Raw genomic sequence first — 17817 nt, forward strand, 5'->3', positions numbered from 1 at the left:
CCGGCCGGGACCTCAGGGGGGCCGGGCGTCCGTCAGACGCCGTGCTCGGCCGGGAGGCGGCCGGCCCGGATGGCGGTGACGAGGTCGGCGTGGTCGGCCTCGGTACGGTCGGCGTAGGCGACCGCGAAGGTGGCCACCGCCTCGTCCAGGGCCTCGTTCTTGCCGCAGTACCCGCTGATCGCACCCGGGTCGGCGGTGTGGGCGTGGGCGCGGGCGAGCAGGGCGCCGGTGATCCGGGCGTAGTCGTCCAGCTGCGCGGGCACCAGGGCGGCCGGGTCGACGCTGCCCTTGCGGTTGCGGAACTGGCGCACCTGGTAGGGGAGTCCGTCGACCGTGGTCCAGCCGAGCAGGGTGTCGCTGACCACCTGCATCCGCTTCTGCCCGCGCACCACCCGGCGGCCCTCGTGGACGTCCGCCCCGGCCACCGGGTGGCCCGCCCGGGCCAGGTGCGGCAGCAGCACCGACGCGCGCGCCTCCTTCACCTGGAGCACCAGCGGCTGTTCACGGTGGTCGGTCAGCAGGACGACGTAGGAGCGGGTGCCGACGCTGCCGGTGCCCACGACCCGGAACGCCACGTCCTGCACCCGGTAGCGGGACAGCAGCGGGTGCAGCTCGCCGGGGACGGTCCGCACGTAGTCGCCGAGCGAGGCGGCGACGGCGGCGGCCGTGGCGTCCGTCACCTCACTGAGCACCGGCGGCGCCGCGGTGAAGCGCCAGGAGCCGTCCTCCTCGCGGACGGCGGACTTGGCGGCGAACCGGGCGCTGGTGTTGCCGAGCGCCTTCGCCCCGACCTTCTCCAGCAGTTCGGCCAGGTCGTGCGCTTCGGCGAACGAGACCAGCTGCTCGTCGGCGACGGCGTTCCAGGCGTCCAGCGCGGGCAGCTTGGCCAGGGCGCGCATGGTCCGGCGGTAGGCGCCGGCCGCGTCGAAGGCGGCCTTGCGGGCGGTCGTCCCGTCCGCGCCGATCTCCCGGCCCGCCAGGACCAGGCTCGCGGCGAGCCGCTTGAGGTCCCACTCCCACGGGCCGGGGACGGTCTCGTCGAAGTCGTTGATGTCCATCACGAGCCGGCCGCGCGCGTCCCCGTACAGACCGAAGTTGGCGGCGTGGGCGTCCCCGCAAAGCTGGGCGACGATGCCGCTGGTCGGGGTGGCCGCGAGGTCGGCGGCCATCAGCCCGGCCGAACCGCGCAGGAACGCGAACGGGGTGGCCGCCATCCGGCCCAGCCGGATCGGCACCAGCTCGGCCAGCCGGCCCTCGTTGGAGGACTCGATCGCCTGGACGGCGGTCGGGCGTTCGGCGGTGGGCGGGAACTCCGCGTGCCGCTCGCGCGGGGTGCGGGCGCGCAGCGCCTTGCCGCGCTGCCGCGCGTCGCCGTCCTGGCGCGGCGCGAAGCCCTCGACGGTGAACCGCCGTCCGGGCCCCTGCCCGGCCCCCGCCACGTCCGCCGGTATCCCGGACCCGTTCACCGTCTCGGTCAGCTGCGTCACTGCGCCCCGCCCTGTCTCTGTCGTTCCCGTCCGCGACCTGCGCGGACCCGGCCCGGGAACGGGCCGGCCAGCAGGCTACCGGTCCGCCCGTCCGGTGCTCCGGCAGGGAGGGACGCTGCGGGGGCGGCCGCGGTTCCCGCGGTGGAGCGACGGCCTCCGGCGGGGCGGTGGCGCACGAGGTGCTCCGAGGTCGGCCGGTGGTCCGAGGCCGGCCCGTGGTCGGGGGAGGGGCCGACCGGCCCTAGGGTGCGGGGATGGACGATCTGCGGGGCCGGTGGGCGGTCAGGGGCGCGGCTGCCACGGCGGCGGTGCTGACGGTCGGCGCCGGGCTCGGGACGCGGACGGTGGCGGGCGGCGAGGTCGCCAAGTACGCGGGCGACGCCCTCTACACCGTGCTGCTGTACGCGCTCGCGGTGCTGGTCGCGCCCCGGCTGCGGCCGCCGGTCGCGGCCGCCTGGGCGGCGGCTCCGAGCTGGGCGGTCGAGCTGTTCCAGCTCACCGGCGTCCCGGACGACCTGGCCCGGCGCAGCACGCTCGCCCGGCTGGTGCTCGGATCCACCTTCAACCCGCCGGACCTGCTCTGGTACCTGGTCGGCGCCGGCCTGGCCGCCCTCGCGCACGCGGGTGTCCGCGCGGGCACGAGGGCGGCCGGCCGGGTCGCTCTCCGACGATCCGTCAGCTGACGTATCGTCAGAGCGGCATCAGTTCGGGGCGCTTGGCCTCGACGTTGTCACCGGACGACTCCCCGCGCAGCCGGCGGCCGACCCACGGCAGCAGGAACTCGCGGGCCCACTGGAGGTTCTCCCGGCGCTGCTCGGCGGGGGAGAGCTCCGGGGTGGACGGCCACGGGGCCTCCGGGTCCTGCTCGGTGCGCAGGCCCAGCGAGCGGGCGGCCAGCAGGGCGACCCGCTGGTGGCCCTCGGGGGAGAGGTGCAGCCGGTCCTCGCTCCAGGCCCGGCGGTCCTGGACGGCCCGCAGCGACCAGAGGTCGGCCACCTTGCAGCCGTGCCGGTCGGCGACGGCGCGCATGTGGCCGTTGTAGGTGGCGATCTTCCCGCGCAGGTGCTTGAACAGCGGCACGCCGCGCGTGTCGAAGCCGGTGCAGATGAGCACCGTGCCCGCCGCCTCGACGAGTTGGACGACGGCGGCCTCGAAGCGCTCGGCCACCTCGTCCGGGTCGCTGCCCGGGCGCAGGATGTCGTTCCCGCCGGCGCAGAAGGTGACCAGGTCGGGCTGGACGCGGCGGACCTCCGGCACCTGCTCGGCCATGATCTGGTCCAGCAGCCGGCCGCGCACCGCGAGGTTCGCGTACTGGAAGCCGCCCGGCGGCCGGTCGTCGGCGAGCAGCCCCGCCAGCCGGTCCGCCCAGCCGGCGAAGGCGCCGTCGGCGCCGGGGTCGTTCAGCCCCTCGGTGAAGCTGTCCCCGAGGGCGACGTACGAATCGAGGTCAAGAGTCTCCTGGAGGTGCGACATGAAAGAGATAGTTCACTGTCTCAAGTGACCTACGCCACCGTAGGTGGCCGGTGGCGGTACGTGAGATCGGCCACGTGCGGTCGGAAGGTCCGGCGGGACGGCCGGTGCGGATGGGGCGGACGGCCCCGGGCGGGAGGCGTGCGGGGGCCGGAACGAAGGGCCCGGACGTTCCGGAACGGCTCGTGCGCGCCCTTGTGCGCCAGGGGCGCGCGGGCGGGCGCACCGGATGCGCGGGGTACTGCGCCACCCGGTGCGCCCGCCCGGGTGTGGGAACGACGTGGCCGGGGCAGCCGCCCTCTGGAGCGTACGGACGTAGGTGGCGGGCAGCGCCCGTGCCCCGTACCGGGGCCCGTCGGCTCCGTCCCCGCCCCTCCTCGTTCCTCCCCGCCCCGTCCCGTTCCAGACCGCGGAGGTCGTCGCATGCCGTACCGAATCCCGGAGCGCGCCGCGAGGCCGCGACGCTTCCTCATGTGCCGGCCGACGCACTTCACGGTCGAGTACGCCATCAATCCCTGGATGGACCCCGGGCAGCCGACCGACACCGCGCTCGCCGTCCGGCAGTGGGAGCGGCTGTACGCGCTGTACGGACAGCTCGGCCACACCGTGGAGCTGATCGACCCGGTACCCGGTCTGCCGGACATGGTCTACACGGCCAACGGCGCCACCGTGCTCGACGGCCGGGTGCTGGTCGCGAGCTTCCGCCACCCCGAGCGGGCCGGCGAGTCCGACGCCCACCAGGCGTGGTTCGAGGCCGGCGGCTACCGCGAGGTACGGCGCGCCGCGCACGTCAACGAGGGCGAGGGCGATCACCTGGTGGCCGGACGCCGGGTGCTGGCCGGCAGCGGCTTCCGCACCGACCCGGCCGCGCACGCCGAGGTCCGGGACCTCTTCGGCCGCCAGGTGCTCACCCTGTCCCTGGTGGACCCGCGCTTCTACCACCTGGACACCGCGCTCGCCGTCCTCGACGACGACCAGGTCATGTACTACCCGGAGGCGTTCACCCCGGACAGCCAGGCGCTGCTGCGCAGCCTCTACCCGGACGCCGTCCTGGCCGACCTGGAGGACGCCGAGGTGTTCGGCCTGAACGCCGTGTCCGACGGCCGCCGGGTGCTGCTGCCGGAGGCCGCGAAGGCGCTGGCGGCCCGGCTCGCCGACGAGGGCTTCGAGCCGGTACCGGTCGACGTCTCCGAACTCCTCAAGGGCGGCGGCGGCCCCAAGTGCTGCACGCTCGAACTCCGGCCCTGAGCGCCCGCGCACCCGCCCGAGGTCGGTGCCGGTGCCGCACCGGGCCGTTCGCCGGGGTGCGGGGTCGTCCGCCCGTCCGCCCGCGCGGCGCGCACGGGTGGGCGGGGAACGGGGAACGGCGCCGGGGTCAGGCGTCCTGGCCGAGCCAGAGGTCGGGGCCGAACACCTCGTAGTGGATGTCGGCGGCCCGGACGCCCGCCGCGAGGAGCTGGGCCCGGACCGAGCGCAGGAAGGGGAGCGGGCCGCAGAGGTAGGCGGTGGCGCCTTCGGGGACGTCGACCGTGGACAGGTCGACCAGGCCGGTCCGCCCGGCCGGCCAGTCGCCGAGCGGCCGCTCGTAGAAGACGTGGGCGGCGGCGTCCGGCAGCTTGGCGGTGAGCTGGGAGAGATCGGCCCGGAAGGCGTGCGACAGCTGGTCGCGGTCTCCGTGCACGGTGACGACCCGGCGGGTGGAGCCGGTGGCGGCGAGGTGGGCCAGCATCGCGGTGATCGGGGTGTTGCCGATCCCGGCCGAGGCGAGCAGCAGCGGGCCCTCGCCGTCGGCGAGCGCGACGTCGCCGAAGGGCGGGGCGATGTCGAGGACGTCCCCGGCGCGCAGGTGCTCGTGCAGGTGGTTGGAGACCTCGCCGGCCGGGCCGCCGGCGGCCTCGGCGGTGGCCCGCTTGACGGTGAACCGGAGCGCGCCGTCCGCGACGCCGGAGAGGCTGTACTGGCGGATCTGCCGGGCGCCGTCGGGGAGTTCGGCGCGAACCGAGAGGTACTGGCCGGGCCGGGCGGTCGGCAGCGGGCCGCCGTCGGCCGGGCGGACCAGGTAGGTGGTGACGTCGTCGGTCTCCGGGTAGCGGGCGACCAGGGTGTACGGGCGCCAGAGGTCGGCGGGGTCGAGGTGCTGGGCGGCGGCGGTCTCGGCGCGCAGCCTGGTCTCGATGGCGATCAGGGCGTTCGCCATCAGCCAGTAGACCTCGTCCCAGGCGGCCGCGACCTCCGGCGTGACGGCCTCGCCGAGCACCTCCACGATGGCGGCGAACAGGTGCTCGTGGACGATCCGGTACTGCTCGTCGCTGATGCCGACCGAGACGTGCTTGTGCGCGATGCGGGCGAGCAGCGCGTCCGGGCGGGTGTCCGGGGTGGCGATCAGGGCGGTCGCGAAGGCGGCTATCGAGCCCGCGAGCGCCTGCCGCTGGCTGCCGTTGGACTGGTTGCCGCGGTTGAACAGGTCGCGCAGCAGCTCCGGGTGGGCGGCGAACATCCGGTCGTAGAACAGCGGCGTGATCTCGCCGATCGCGCCGCCCACGACGGGCAGGGTGGCTTCGACGACCTCGGCGGACTTGGCGGACAGCATCGTAGGTGCTCCAAACTGGTATCTGAAACTCGTATTAAAGCCCGTGCGGATGCGCGGACCGGCGTGGCGTGACCGGCCTGGTGCGGTCGGTGCGGCGTGACCGGCGTGATCGGCGTGGTGCGTCGAGGCCGGTGACGGGTCGGTGCGGGGTGGCGGTGCGGTCAGTCGGAGGGGCCGGCGCCACCGTCGGGTCTCGCGCCGAGGCCCGGGCGCAGGGTGAGTTCGAGCAGGACCGGCCCGGTCGGTGAGGCCACCAGGTCGCCGATCGAGAGCGGGTCCAGGGCGGCGAAGAACGCCTCCTGCGCGGTGCGCAGCGCCCCGCGCAGCCGACAGGCCGACCGCAGCGGGCACGGTGGTTCGTCCTCGCAGCCGACCACGTCGCCCACTCCCTCCAGCTCGCGCAGCAGTGGGCCGAGCGAGCCGGTGCGGCCGGCCGCGGTGAGGGACAGGCCCCCGCCGCGCCCGCGCCGCGCCTCCACCACGCCGAGGTGCTGCAGTCGGCTGACCACCTTGGCGGCGTGGGTGTAGGGCACGCCGACCGCGTCGGCCACCTCGCGGGTGGTCGGGTTGGCCTCCTCGTCGAGGACGGCCAGCCGCATGGCGATGCGGAGGGCGATGTCGGTGCTCTTGGTCAGCCTCACGGTCGAGAGGCTAGCGAATACGACTCCAAGACTCCAATTTCCTGCACACGCCACTCGACGGAGCCGAACCGTTACCCGCCGAAGCCTCCCGGGCGCTGTCCGTCGGGCAGGTCAACTGCTTTACTGGCCAAGCTCGTTCGCCGGAATTCGACCTGGGGAATGGGGACAGTATGGACAGTGGCACCCCACCGCCACCTCCGCCACAGGAACCCTCGCGGACACCACCGACCTACCCTCCGCCCTCGCCCTACCCGCCGCCGCGTCCGCCCGCCCCGCCACAGGGGTATCCACCGCCGTCCGCACCGCCGTCACCGCCGCCGCCGCCGTCGTCGTCGCCGCCGATCCGGACCGGGCCGGTCCGCCCGTCGAGGCCGGTGCCGCCCGCGCGGCCCAGGACGTACGGGCCGCCCGAGCCGCCCGCCACGTACGAGCCGCCCGCCGGGTACGAACCGCCGGAGCCTTACGAGCCCCCGGAGCAGTACGACACGCCGACCTACCTCGGGCCCTCGTTCACCTCGGCCGCCGTGCCGGGTCCCGCCTCCTCCTCCGTCCCCGGTGCCGCCTCCTTCTCCGCCGCCGCCTCCGGCCCCGGCCCCGCCGTCCCGGCGACGCCCGAGAACCTGCACCACCAGGCGGGCACCGTCCCCGGCGACGCCACCCGCTACCTGTGCGCCGCCGCCTGGCTGGACCGCCGCTTCCGCGCCGCGCTGATCGAGGAACTGGTCGAACAGTCCTTCCGGATCCCCGCCCCCTCGCCCGGAACCGATCTCGTCCGGGTACTGCACGAGGCCCTGACCGCCCGCCGCTGGGAGGCCGGGACGGGCCTGTTCTGCCTTCTCGTCCTCCTCGGATCCTTGCCGGTGCTCGGCGTCGGCGCCGGACTCGCGGCCCTGGTGCTGATCCTGCTGCTCACCCTGGCCGGCGGCCTCGGCCCCCGCCGGATGGACCACCGACTCGGCCTGGAGGTCGAGCGGCTGATGATCACCCCGCGCGCCCCGCGCGCCACCGGTTGGCGCGGGACCGTCGCCGGCGTCGGCCGAATCCTGGCCGGCCTGGCCCTGGTGGTCGCGGCCGCCACCTACCTCTACGGCCCGCTGGAGGGCTCCGACCTGGACCGGGTGTTCGTTCCCGACCTGTTCGGCCCGGTCGGTGCCGGCCTGCTCGTCGAACTGGCCGTGCTCTGGCTGGCCGCCGCCCGGCTGCGCTACCGGCTGCGGCGGCGACTGTCCGCCCTCGTCGGGATGGACCCCACCCCCGTCCCACCGCCGGAACCCCGGGGCGCCAGGGCCGCCGCCGTGTACGAGCGGCTGGGCGAGCAGCAGGCCGGGCCGGAACTCCTCTACCAACGTCAGGCCCCCCTGGTCGGCCTCGGTGACGCGGGTCGGATCTGGCGGATGACCTTCGAGCTGCGCCCCTCCGCCGAACGGGCCGCGCAGGGCCGGGCACCGGACCCGATCGACACCACCACGCTCTACCGTTCCGTCGCGGCGCGGGTCCGCGCGCTCGCCCAGGACCCGCGCTACCCGGAGGACTCCCTGCGCGGACTCTCCGTCACCGACCGGGTGTTCCGCCCCAGCCTGCGCGACGACGCCCCGGCGAGCTGGCTGGGCGCGATGTCCGGCCGGGCCGGGGAGCAGGTCCTGCTCGAACCGGCCTGGGCCGACCTGCTGAGCCGGTCCGGCCACGAACGGCTCCGGCACTATCTGGCGATCCGGGTCGGCTCCTGGCAGGAGGAGGTCGTGGTCACCGTGCTGGTCCGGGCCAGCACCCGCGGCGGCCTGCTGTACCTGGAGTGGCTGCCGTACGTGCTCGGCCCGGTGGCGCAGGAGTACCACGTGGTCGACCTGCTGGGCCACCGCTCGGGCTTCATGCACGCGATGAACGCGCTCGGCTGGTCAGCGCGCCGGTTCGGCGGCGACACGGCGATCGCCGTCGGTCAGCTCGGACAGATCTGGCAGTCGCGCCGCCGGGCCGCCCGGCTCGCCCGCCGGTACCGTCACCTGACCCGGGCCGGTTACGCCGTCGACTACGCGCCCCGGTCGAGCGTTCGCGAACTCGGCGCCGGCGCGACCTACCAGAACATCTTCCAGGAGCACGACGTCCAGCGCTTCCTGAGCACCGTGACCGAACGGGTGTTCAGCGCGGTCGGGGCCGAACTGAGGGCGCGCGGCTACGACAGCGCGGCCTTCGAGGAGCAGTCGCAGAGCATCACCAACATCAACAACGGCGGTGTCCAGGTGGTCGGCTCGACCGTGCACGGACCGGTCGCGGGCGGTGCCGGGGCCAAGGTCGACATCGGCAAGGGGAAGGGGAAGAGCTCATGACCGAGAACCCGGACGCGGACGCACCCCCGGACGCACACCCGGAGGCGAACCACCCGCCCGCCGCGGCCAACTGGAACACCGGCGGGATCCAGGTGGTCGGCTCCACCGTGCACGGCCCGGTCGCCGGCGGCCAGGGCTCGACCGTCCACATCGGCCCGGGCGCGGCTCCACCGCTCCCACCCGGCCCCGAGTCCCTGCGCGCGGCCGCCGAGTCCCTGCGCGCCGCCCTCAGCCGCCTCCGCGCCGAACACCCGGGCGCCGTCCCCGAAGCCGACGCCGCCGACGCGGACGCCGCCCTCGCCGACATCCTCACCGAGACCTCCCTCGCCGAACCCCGTGAAGGCCCCCTCCGTCGCCGCGTCAGCACCGTCCTCGACGCCCTGCGCACGGTCGCCCTCCTGGCGGCCGCGGTGACCGGCCTGGAGTCGGCCTTCGCCGCCCTCTTCGGACAGACCTGAGCCGCTGCCCGATCGCGCCACCTGTTCGGATGCCGCCCGGGTGCCTGGTGTACGGTCGGTTACCGTGCGCACGAAGGCGTGTTCGCCGTCCAGTTGGGGTGACGGGACGTTCGACGGGGAAGAGCGGGAGAGCGATATGGGGCGCGCTGACTGGGTGTCGGGGGACCGGCCGGGCGGGTCGGGGCGGGAGTCGTGGACGGGGGTGGACCTGCGGATGGACGTCCCGCACTCGGCCCGGGTGTACGACTACCTCATCGGCGGCAAGACCAACTTCGCGCCGGACCGGGTCGCCGCCCACGCCTCGGTGCAGGCGTGGCCGGCGCTGCCCACCTCGATGCGGACGACCCGGACCTTCATGGAGCGGGTGGTGCGCCACCTCGCCGAGAAGCACGGGGTGAGGCAGTTCCTGGATGTCGGTACGGGTATCCCCACCTCGCCGAACGTGCACGAGATCGCCCAGGCGGTGGCTCCGGAGTCGAGGGTGGTGTACGTCGACAACGACCCGATCGTGCTGACCCACGCCCGCGCGCTGATGTCCAGCGCGCCGGAGGGCCGTACCGCCTACCTGGACGCCGACCTGCGCGACGTCGATTCGATCCTGGACTCGCCGGCGCTGCGCGAGGTGCTCGACCTGTCCCGGCCGGTCGCGCTGTCGCTGATCGCGATCGTGCACTTCGTCCTCGACGCGGACGACCCGCAGGGCCTGGTGCGGCGGTTGATGGACCGACTGGCTCCGGGGAGCTTCCTCGCGCTGACCGTCTTCACCGGGGACACCGATCCGGTGGGCGTCGGCGGGGTGGGCCGTGAGTACAACGCCCGGGGCATCCCGCTGCAGATCCGCGACCGGGCCGAGGCCCTGGCCTTCTTCGACGGCTACGAGCTGCTGGACCCCGGGGTCACCCTGGTCCACCACTGGCACCCCGACCCGGACGCCGCGCCGATCCGGGACCAGGACATCGCGATGTACGGCGGTGTGGCGGTCAAGCGCTGATCCCGGCGCACCGCCCGGGGCGGGGCGGATCCGGCCCCTGGCACATCCGCCGTCGGTTGTGACCGACTCCTTCGGATTCCCAACTCCACTACGGGGGAAGGGGGAAGACGATCATGTCGCCTCTGGCATACTCGCCTGCACGCCGTCGTGGGGACGACGGTGTGCGGATCGAGGGGGCGTGGGAATGTCGGGTACGGAGCCCAGGGCGGAAGCGGGCAGAGACCCCGGCGAACCGGCGGCCGCCTCGTCCCCGCCGCCGATCCACCGGACGATCTACGCGCTGATCTGCGTGGTCCTGGTCGGCTACGCGGCGATGATGATCTTCCTGGCGGTCAAGCGCGGTGATGCCAACTGGGACCGCCTGGTCTTCCTCTTCTCCGGCCTGGAGGCGATCGTCTTCGCCGCCGCCGGCCTCGCCTTCGGCGGCTCGGTGCAGCGCGGCGCGCTGAACGCGGCGCGGGAGGACGCGGCGGCCGCGCGGGCGGAGGCGGGCCGGCAGGGTGCGGCGGTGGAGGCCGCCCGGGGCGACAGCGAGGTCCTCAACGGGGTCCTCGCCGCGATCTCGGTCGCTGCCGCCGCCGAGCGGGACGGGCAGGGGACCGCCCCGGAGAGCGGCTGGGGCGACGCGGACCGGACGGCCGAGCTGCCGCCCGGAACGTACGGCGCCCGCCCGCTCGCCGGTGCGCCGCGGGCCTGGAGCATGGCCGAGCTGGAGCAGTTCGCCCGGACCCTGCGGGACCGCACACAGCCGGAGCGACGGACCGGCTGACAGCGTTGAACACCGATACCGAGATCGCGCCCGGCTCCGACAACGCCGGTCCCGGTGCCGAGAGCGGGGTCGGCCCCGGCCCCGATGACGCCGGTACCGAAAGCGCGACCGGCCCCGGCGTCGACGGCACGGCCTGGCTCCCGCCCCACACCGCGCTGATCCGGATCGGCACCCCGGCGGCCGACGGCAGCGGCCATCCGACCCTGCTCGCTCTCGGCGCCGACGACCCGCCCGGCGCCGTCCACCACGGCCGCCCGCTCCCGGTCGGATTCCTCGGCCAGGAGGAGTTCCGCGCCTGCCAGGAGCTGTTCGCCCAGGACGTCCCGACGCCCGAAGCCGTCCGCACCGCCGCCGAGTTGGTCGGCGACGCGCTCCGCGCGGCCGACCTGCTGGAGCCCTGGCTCGACGCGATCCGCAAGTGCCACGACGACGGCCGCCCCGCCCGCACCCTGCTCGACATCCTGTGCCCACGCCTGCGCACCCTCCCCTGGGAGCTGGTCGCCGTCCCCGGGGACGCGGCCCCGCTCTGCGTCCGCCCCGGCCCCGGGTGCACCTTCACCCGGTTGCTGCGGCCCGCGTCCGCCGTCACGGACACCTGGCTCCCCCCGCTCCACCTGCCGCTGCGCCTGCTCGTGGTGATCGGCGACACCGATCCCCGACTGCTCGCCGACCAGGAGGTCGGACGGATCCGGGCCCGGCTGGCCGTGCCGTTCGGCGAATGGCACATCGAGGTGGTGCGGACCCCGACCTCGGCCGAACTCGCCACCGCACTGCGCGACATCACCCCGCACGTCCTGCACTTCATCGGCCACCAGGAGCGCGACGGCGGTGACCCGGGCGCGCTCACCGTACGCCCGCACGGGCAGGAGCCCTGGGCCGTCACCGGCGCCACCGTCCACGGACTGCTCACCGCCCACGTGCCGAGCCTGGTCGTGCTGAACGCCTGCGACACCGCCGGGAGCGCCACCGAGTCGCTGCTCACCGCGCTGCTGAGCGCCGGTGTCACGGCCGTGGTCGGGATGAGCGGCGGCATCGGCTCGACGCCGGCCGGGTGCTTCAGCGAGGAGTTCTACGCCGCCCTCGGCCGGGCCGAGACCGTGGACCGCGCCGTTCTCGCGGCCCGCCACGCGATGCTGCGCGCCGACCTCGACGGGGTCGACTGGGCCCGCCCGGTGCTGGCCGTCCGCACCCACCCGGACGCCGTGCTGCACCGTTCACCGGCGCTGCGCCCGGCGGCGCAGAGCGACGCGCGGTTCGCCGACGAGCGGTGGAACCTGCGGCACGCCGTCGACCGGGTCGCCGAACGGCGCGCCCTGTTCGACGGGTTCGCGCCGACCGGACCTGCCGCCCCGGTCACCGTCGTCACGGGCGGCGCCGCCACCGGCAAGGCCACCCTGGTCCGGTCCGCGCTGCACACCTGGTACCGCAACGGCGCACTGACCCTCTGGACCGATCTGCGCACCCTCGGCCGCACCGCCACCTGGCTCGACCTCGTGCACTGCGTCGTCGACGGCCTGCGCGAGGCCGACGCCAAGTCACGCCCGCTCCGACTTCTGGAACACCGGCTGGCTCAACTGCACGACCGCTGGACCACCGACGACGAGCAGCCGTGGCTCACCCTCGGCGCCGATCTGGTCTGGCAGGAGACCGTCCCCGGAAACAGCGTCGGCCGCACCGCCGACCGCCGGCACACCGCGCTGCACCACCTCGCGGACGCGCTCCACGAACTCGGCGAGGAGAACGGGCTGGTCCTCGCCCTGGCGGGCCTCGGTTCCCGGGAGGTCGAGCAGCTGACCGTTCAGCAACTGCTCGCCCCGCACCTGATCGCACCGCTCGTGGCCCGGCCGGACACCAGGGCCAAGGTCGTCCTGGTCGTCTCCGAGGACGAGGCGGAGCTACTGCCGTTCGCGTTGCGGGACACCGCCCGCTGGATCACCCTCGGGCCGTTCGCCGCCGCCGAGGTCGGGGAGGTGATCGGCGACTACGGCCGGGCCCGGGGAGTGTCCAGCAGCCACATGTCCAGCTGGGAGAAGCTGATGACCCTGCTTGCCAACCACCACGGACAACTGACGCCGGCTCTGCTCCGGGACAGCATGAACGTTTTCGAGTTGAAGCAGAGGTCCCGATGACCGACCGCCCCGGCGCACCGTTCGACGGACTCGGTGAGCGCCTCCACCAGGGCGACCCGCTGGAGCGGATCCTGCTCGACCTGATCGGCCCCGGCTGGCGCGAGGTCCTGCGGCACTGCAGCGTCGTCCCCGACTTCACCGAGGACCTCTACCGCACCCTCCTGTGCACGGTGCCCGACGGCCCCGCCGTCACCGAGCTGCTCGACCACGGCCTGCTGGAACCGGCCGCCCGTCCCGGCCGCTACCGGATTGCCGAAACGCTCCGCTTCGCCTGCTGGGACTCGTGGTGGCGCGACAGTACCGGACCGGCCACCGAGGCCCCGGCCGCGCTGCGGCGTCTGGCCGTTCGGCTGGCCGCGGACAGCGCGGACTGCGACGACGAACCCGGGTGGCTCCGTCACCTCGCGATCGCCGGTGAGCTCGACCCCGGTACCTTCCGCGCCGCCTTCGACGAGGCCGACCGGCGCCTGGACCTCGCCCGCTGCCAGGACCTCGTCAACGCCGTCACCGACCCCCAGGTCGCCCCGCTGCTCCAGCCCGCCATCGGCCGGACGGTCGCCGAGGCCCGCGTCCGGATCAGGGCCCGCGCCCTGTGGCGACCGGCGTACCACCAGTCCGCCGGGTACTTCCGGCGCCCGCGGGCGGACGAACCGCTGCTGACCCTGCTCGCCGAGCGCGACCCCCGGCTGCTGCGCCTCCAGGCCACCGGCGGTTCCGGGAAGTCGATGCTGCTGCGATGGTTCATGGCCAGGTACTGCCAACAGCTGCCGGTCCCGGTGCCCTGCGCGTACCTGGACTTCGACCACTGCGACCCCGCCCTGGCCGTCACCCATCCGTGGCTGCTCGTCCTGGAGGCCGCGGCGCAGCTCAACGAGCAACTGGTCGACACGCCGTTCGACGAACTCCTCGCCTCCCGTCGCGAGTACCTCGCCCTGCTGCCGCGCAACCGCGACCGGGCCGCCGACGCCGGCCTCGGACGGCCGGGCACCGGAGCCGAGGGCGAGGTGACGACGGTCGGTGACTTCATCGCCGTCCTGCACGAGACGCTCGACCGCCGGCGCGCCCGGGCCGTCCTGGTCCTGGACACCCTGGAGGAGGTCACGCTCCGGGACGGGGCGCAGCTGGACGGACTGGCGAACGTCCTGGAACGCCTCCTTGCCGGCGTCCCCGAGCTGCGGATCGTCGTCTCCGGCCGCTACGACCTGTCCGAGGCCCTCCCGCTCCGGGCCCGTGCCCTGCGGCTCGACCCCTTCGACCCGGAGGAGGCCGACGCGTACCTGCGCGACGTCCGGTCGATCGACGACCCCGCGCTGCGCCGGGCGATCGCCGAGAGCGGCGACGGCCTGCCCTACACCCTCGCCCTCTTCGCCGACCTCGCCGCCGACCTCACGCCCGAACAGATCCGCTCCGCCTCCGGCCCCGGCCTGCTCTACGCGATCGACCGGGTCCTGGAACGCGTGCACGACGACCGCCTCCGCTGGCTGCTGCGGTACGGGGTGATCCCCAGGCGTCTGTCGCTGAGCATCGTCCAGGAGGTGATGCTCCCCCATCTGCGCCAGGGCATCCGGGGCAGCGGCACCGCCGACGATCCCGGCCGGGACGAGCGTCCGGTCATGCGATTCCCGATCTTCCTGCGCGCGGAGCCCGGCTTCACCGACGAGGCCGACGAACTCCCGGAGCTCTGGGCGGCCCTCACGCGCTACGCCGGCGACTCGGTCTGGGTCGGCCGCGACCCGCGCGATCCGGACGGCCTGGTGATCGACCGGACCGTGCGGGATCCGCTGCGCGCCCTGCTGGCCGACCATCCGGTGTCGAAGCTCCTCGACCGGGATCTCGCCGAGTACTTCGCCCACCGGGCGAGGACGGCGGAGGGTTCCACGGAGTGGGTCCGCTGGACGGTGGAGGAGTACTACCACCGCTTCTCCGGGGACCAGCAGCGGGGTGCGGAGGCGTGGGCCCGGCTGGTCGGCGAGCCCGGCTTCGGTGAACCGGACCCATCGCTGGTCCAGTTGGCCGAAGAGGTGTTGCAGCTGGCCGGCGCCGGTGAGCTGACGCTTCCCCCGGACGCGCTGGCGCGGGCGGTGCTCATCGTCTGCCGGGCGGTTCCGGAGGGCGGCGACCACCACCTGCTGCTGGAGACGGAGGCCGCGATCTCCGCCGGTCCGGTCGGCCGGGAGGTCCGGCGCGCGATCGAGCTGACCGCCGCGCGCCAGCTGATCCGGCTCGACCGCCTCGCCGGGGCCCGCCGCCGTCTCGCCGCGGCGGCGGCCGACCTCGACCTCGCCGCCCCCGGGACGGTGGCCGAGTACCACCGTCTCACCGGTGCGGTGGCCCTGGCCGCGTGGCGGGGAGACCTCGCCCAGCAGGCTTTCGAGCGGGCCGACCGGGTGCTGCGGCCCACCGGGGGCGAGGTCGCCGCCGAGACCCGGGCCGACGTGGCCCGTCTGCTGGACGCGGGCTGGGTCGGGTACGCGGCCCACTGGCTGCCGCGGCTGGACGCGCGGTCCGATCCCGAGCTGTACCTGCGCCTGCTGCTCGCCGTCGGCCGTCCCACCGAGGCGCTGGCGGCCCACGCCTCGCTCGGTCCCGCCGCTCGGTTCCGGACGACGGACCAGGCCGCGCTCGCGGCGCTGCGGCTCCACCGCCCCGCCGAGGTGCTGGCGCTCACCGACCCGTCGGCATGGTCTCCGCCCGGCGCGACGGCGGTCCTCGAAGGGGCCTCCGGGAGCCTGCTGGCGCGGGGCGCCGCCCACGTGATGCTTCGCGCGCCCGTGCGCGAGGTGACCGCGCTGACCGAGCAACTGGCCGCCGAGAGGCTCCCGGCGTCGCCCCTGGCGATCCTGCTGCTCCGGACGGCCCAGCTGCTGGACACGGCCGGCGGCAACCGGGAGGAGGTGAGGTTGCTGATCCTCCGCGCCCGGAGGCTGGCCGGCGCCGGACCGGACGGTACGGCCGCCGACCTGCTCGCCGAACTCGCGTGGTGGCCGGAGGAGGCCCCGGGGGAGCCGTCGGTGTTCGCCGACGAGCCCCTCGCCGCCGCCCCGCTGCCGTTCCGGGTGGGGTGGCTGGTCGGCGCGCTGGCCCACGGCCGTCCCCAGGACCATGAGGCGTTCGCCGGTGAGCTGATCGACGCCCTCGGCCCACTGGGCCGTGCGGAGGCCCGGCTCGTCGCACTGGAACGCCTCGACCGGGTGCCCGGGTGGCTGAGGCTCTTCCCGGAGACCGCCGAACGGCTGACCGGGCTCTGTACCCCGGACGTGCGGTGGACCGACAGTGCCGATGCCGCGGCGCTCGGGCTCACCTACGCGGAACTCCTGCGCCTCGTCGGACGGCCCCGGGAGGCGTCGGACCTGGCCCGCGCGTGCGCCGAGGAGCTCGCCCGGACGGAGAGCGCGGTCTGGCTGCGCTACCTCGACCGCACGGTGTCCGAGGTCCGCCGCCCCGGAGACGTCCCGGAGGATCTCGCCGACGTTCTCCGCCGGGACTACGACGCGTTTCCGGAGGCGGCGGCGGCCGTGCTGACCGAGCAGGCCCTGCACGGGCCGTGGAAGGACGGTGGGACCGGGGCCCGGACCATGGCCGTCCGTGCCTGGCTGATGCTGAAGGGCCGCCCGGGGAGCCTCACCAAGGCCCGGTGCGCGGGGGCGGTGGCGGTGACGGCCGCCTGGTCCGGGGGAACGCGTCCCGAGGTCCAGCGCCTGGCCCGGCGGTCCCTGGAGGTCTACGAGGAGTTGGGCCGCCCGCCCGAGGAGCGCTACCGCCCGACGACCCGACTCGGCAGTGACGAGCCGGAGCCGGCCGTCGAGTGGCACGAGAACGTCCTCCAGCTGGACGGCGGCATGCCCCTCTCGCGACGAGTCGCTTCCCTGTCCCTCCAGTTCCTCGAATCCACCGGCCCGGGAGCCCGCCGACGCCTGACCCAGCGGCACGCGGCGGCCCCGGAGTGGCTCGGTGGCCTGGACGCGCTGCACACCGCGCTCTCCGGGTCGCCGGCGGGCTGGGTGGAGGAAGCCGGAGCCCTGGTGGGTACGGTCCTGCCCGGCCGGACCGGGCCGGGGCAGTCGAACGAGCCCCGGGAGCTCGACCTCCGACTCGAAGCGGCCGTCGGACAGGAGGCCCTGCTGGCCGCACCGTGGGAGGCCGTGGTGAGCCCGGAGGCGATTCCGGTGCTGCGGCGCGACAGGACGTTCGTCTACCGGGGACTCGCCGGCCATCCGACGGAGGCCGCCGCGCTCGGCCGACTGCGGGCCCTGGCCGAGGACGTGCCGGGCGGCACCCCCCCCACGGACCTCCGTGACTTCGTCGCACACCTGTGGGGGCTCGCGCCCCGCCCGGTCCGGGTCGGTGTGCTCGCCCGGGGGCGGGCCGACGGCAGTTCCGAGCACTTCACCGGCCGGTCGGCGATGTCGCACCTCCTCGTCGTCTACGAGAACCACCGATCGGTGCGGATGGTCGATCCGACCCGCCGTGGCGATCGCCGCGGCCTCCCCCAGCTCGTGCACGTCCAGGGCACCTTCCACGAGAAGGCGGCCGATCCCCGGATCCGCTGGGACCCGCGCGAGGACAGCAACGCCGCCGGGCTGGGAGAGTTCCTCGGCGTCAGGAGCGGCCCCAACCCGGTGGTGGTGCTGGAGGCTCTGGACCCCGGCACCCACCACGAGGCCGTGCGGCAGGTGCTCCTGCGGAACCTGTTCGCCGCCGAACTGCTCGCACGCGGCGAGGTGTCGGCCGTCCTGGCGATCGGTCCGTTCCCGCGCTCGGCGACGGGCAGCGAGCTGGCGCGGTGGCACTTCGTCGAGCGCCTGGTCGAGGGTGTGCATCCCGCGCTCGCCCTCAAGGAACTGACCCGGGACCAGGTGAGGGCGGAGGGCCCGCCGATGCTCACTCTCCCCGCGCTGTTCAGCACCCTGCCGACCGACCTCCTCGTCCCCCTGTGGGCCTCGGCGTGACCGCCCGGA

General features: G+C 74.8%; 12 protein-coding genes. 8 read left to right on the forward strand and 4 right to left on the reverse strand.

The features are described from left to right. Positions 1-32: 32 nt before the first annotated feature. Positions 33-1487 (reverse strand): DUF2252 domain-containing protein, encoded by a 1455-nt coding sequence (locus ACIQ9P_RS05890; protein ID WP_402350329.1) that lies wholly within the window; start codon positions 1485-1487, stop codon positions 33-35. A gap of 254 nt (positions 1488-1741) precedes the next feature. Here ACIQ9P_RS05890 and ACIQ9P_RS05895 point away from each other — a divergent pair, with 254 nt between their 5' ends. Continuing rightward, positions 1742-2170: a DUF2809 domain-containing protein gene (locus ACIQ9P_RS05895; RefSeq protein ID WP_402350332.1), complete on the forward strand. Its 429-nt coding sequence runs from the start codon at positions 1742-1744 to the stop codon at positions 2168-2170. Positions 2171-2177: 7 nt separating this feature from the next. Here ACIQ9P_RS05895 and ACIQ9P_RS05900 read toward each other — a convergent pair whose 3' ends face one another. After that, complete coding sequence (locus ACIQ9P_RS05900) at positions 2178-2960, reverse strand: SGNH/GDSL hydrolase family protein (protein ID WP_402350335.1); 783 nt, start codon at positions 2958-2960, stop codon at positions 2178-2180. A 420-nt stretch (positions 2961-3380) separates the two neighbouring features. On the opposite strand from ACIQ9P_RS05900, the gene ddaH reads away from it, so the two are divergent. After that, the gene (gene ddaH / locus ACIQ9P_RS05905; protein WP_402350338.1) at positions 3381-4205 is read left to right on the forward strand and encodes a dimethylargininase; all 825 of its coding nucleotides are present in this window, start codon (positions 3381-3383) and stop codon (positions 4203-4205) included. A gap of 127 nt (positions 4206-4332) precedes the next feature. Here ddaH and ACIQ9P_RS05910 read toward each other — a convergent pair whose 3' ends face one another. Both ACIQ9P_RS05910 and ACIQ9P_RS05915 read right to left on the reverse strand, forming a co-directional pair. Further along, positions 4333-5547, reverse strand: a complete 1215-nt coding sequence (locus ACIQ9P_RS05910) for a globin domain-containing protein (protein ID WP_402350341.1) — start codon at positions 5545-5547, stop codon at positions 4333-4335. Positions 5548-5708: 161 nt separating this feature from the next. Next, positions 5709-6188: an RrF2 family transcriptional regulator gene (locus tag ACIQ9P_RS05915; RefSeq protein WP_402350344.1), complete on the reverse strand. Its 480-nt coding sequence runs from the start codon at positions 6186-6188 to the stop codon at positions 5709-5711. Positions 6189-6562: 374 nt separating this feature from the next. On the opposite strand from ACIQ9P_RS05915, the gene ACIQ9P_RS05920 reads away from it, so the two are divergent. The 6 genes from ACIQ9P_RS05920 (at position 6563) to ACIQ9P_RS05945 (ending at position 17808) form a co-directional block, all read left to right on the forward strand. After that, the gene (locus ACIQ9P_RS05920) at positions 6563-8512 is read left to right on the forward strand and encodes a hypothetical protein (protein WP_402350347.1); all 1950 of its coding nucleotides are present in this window, start codon (positions 6563-6565) and stop codon (positions 8510-8512) included. After that, a complete protein-coding gene (locus tag ACIQ9P_RS05925) occupies positions 8509-8970 on the forward strand; it encodes a hypothetical protein (RefSeq protein ID WP_402350350.1) in 462 nt (153 codons plus the stop codon). The genes ACIQ9P_RS05920 and ACIQ9P_RS05925 overlap by 4 nt, the downstream gene beginning before the upstream one ends. 214 nt (positions 8971-9184) lie before the next feature. Further along, positions 9185-9961, forward strand: coding sequence for an SAM-dependent methyltransferase (locus ACIQ9P_RS05930; protein ID WP_402351458.1), 777 nt, complete (start codon positions 9185-9187; stop codon positions 9959-9961). A gap of 184 nt (positions 9962-10145) precedes the next feature. Further along, positions 10146-10730, forward strand: a complete 585-nt coding sequence (locus ACIQ9P_RS05935) for a hypothetical protein (protein ID WP_402350353.1) — start codon at positions 10146-10148, stop codon at positions 10728-10730. 5 nt (positions 10731-10735) lie between these two features. Beyond that, positions 10736-12859: a CHAT domain-containing protein gene (locus tag ACIQ9P_RS05940; RefSeq protein WP_402350356.1), complete on the forward strand. Its 2124-nt coding sequence runs from the start codon at positions 10736-10738 to the stop codon at positions 12857-12859. Then, positions 12856-17808: a hypothetical protein gene (locus ACIQ9P_RS05945; protein ID WP_402350359.1), complete on the forward strand. Its 4953-nt coding sequence runs from the start codon at positions 12856-12858 to the stop codon at positions 17806-17808. The genes ACIQ9P_RS05940 and ACIQ9P_RS05945 overlap by 4 nt, the downstream gene beginning before the upstream one ends. The last annotated feature ends 9 nt before the right edge of the window (positions 17809-17817 follow it).

Origin of the sequence: Kitasatospora sp. NPDC094019 (genome assembly GCF_044764505.1) — a bacterium.
Lineage (GTDB): Bacteria > Actinomycetota > Actinomycetes > Streptomycetales > Streptomycetaceae > Kitasatospora.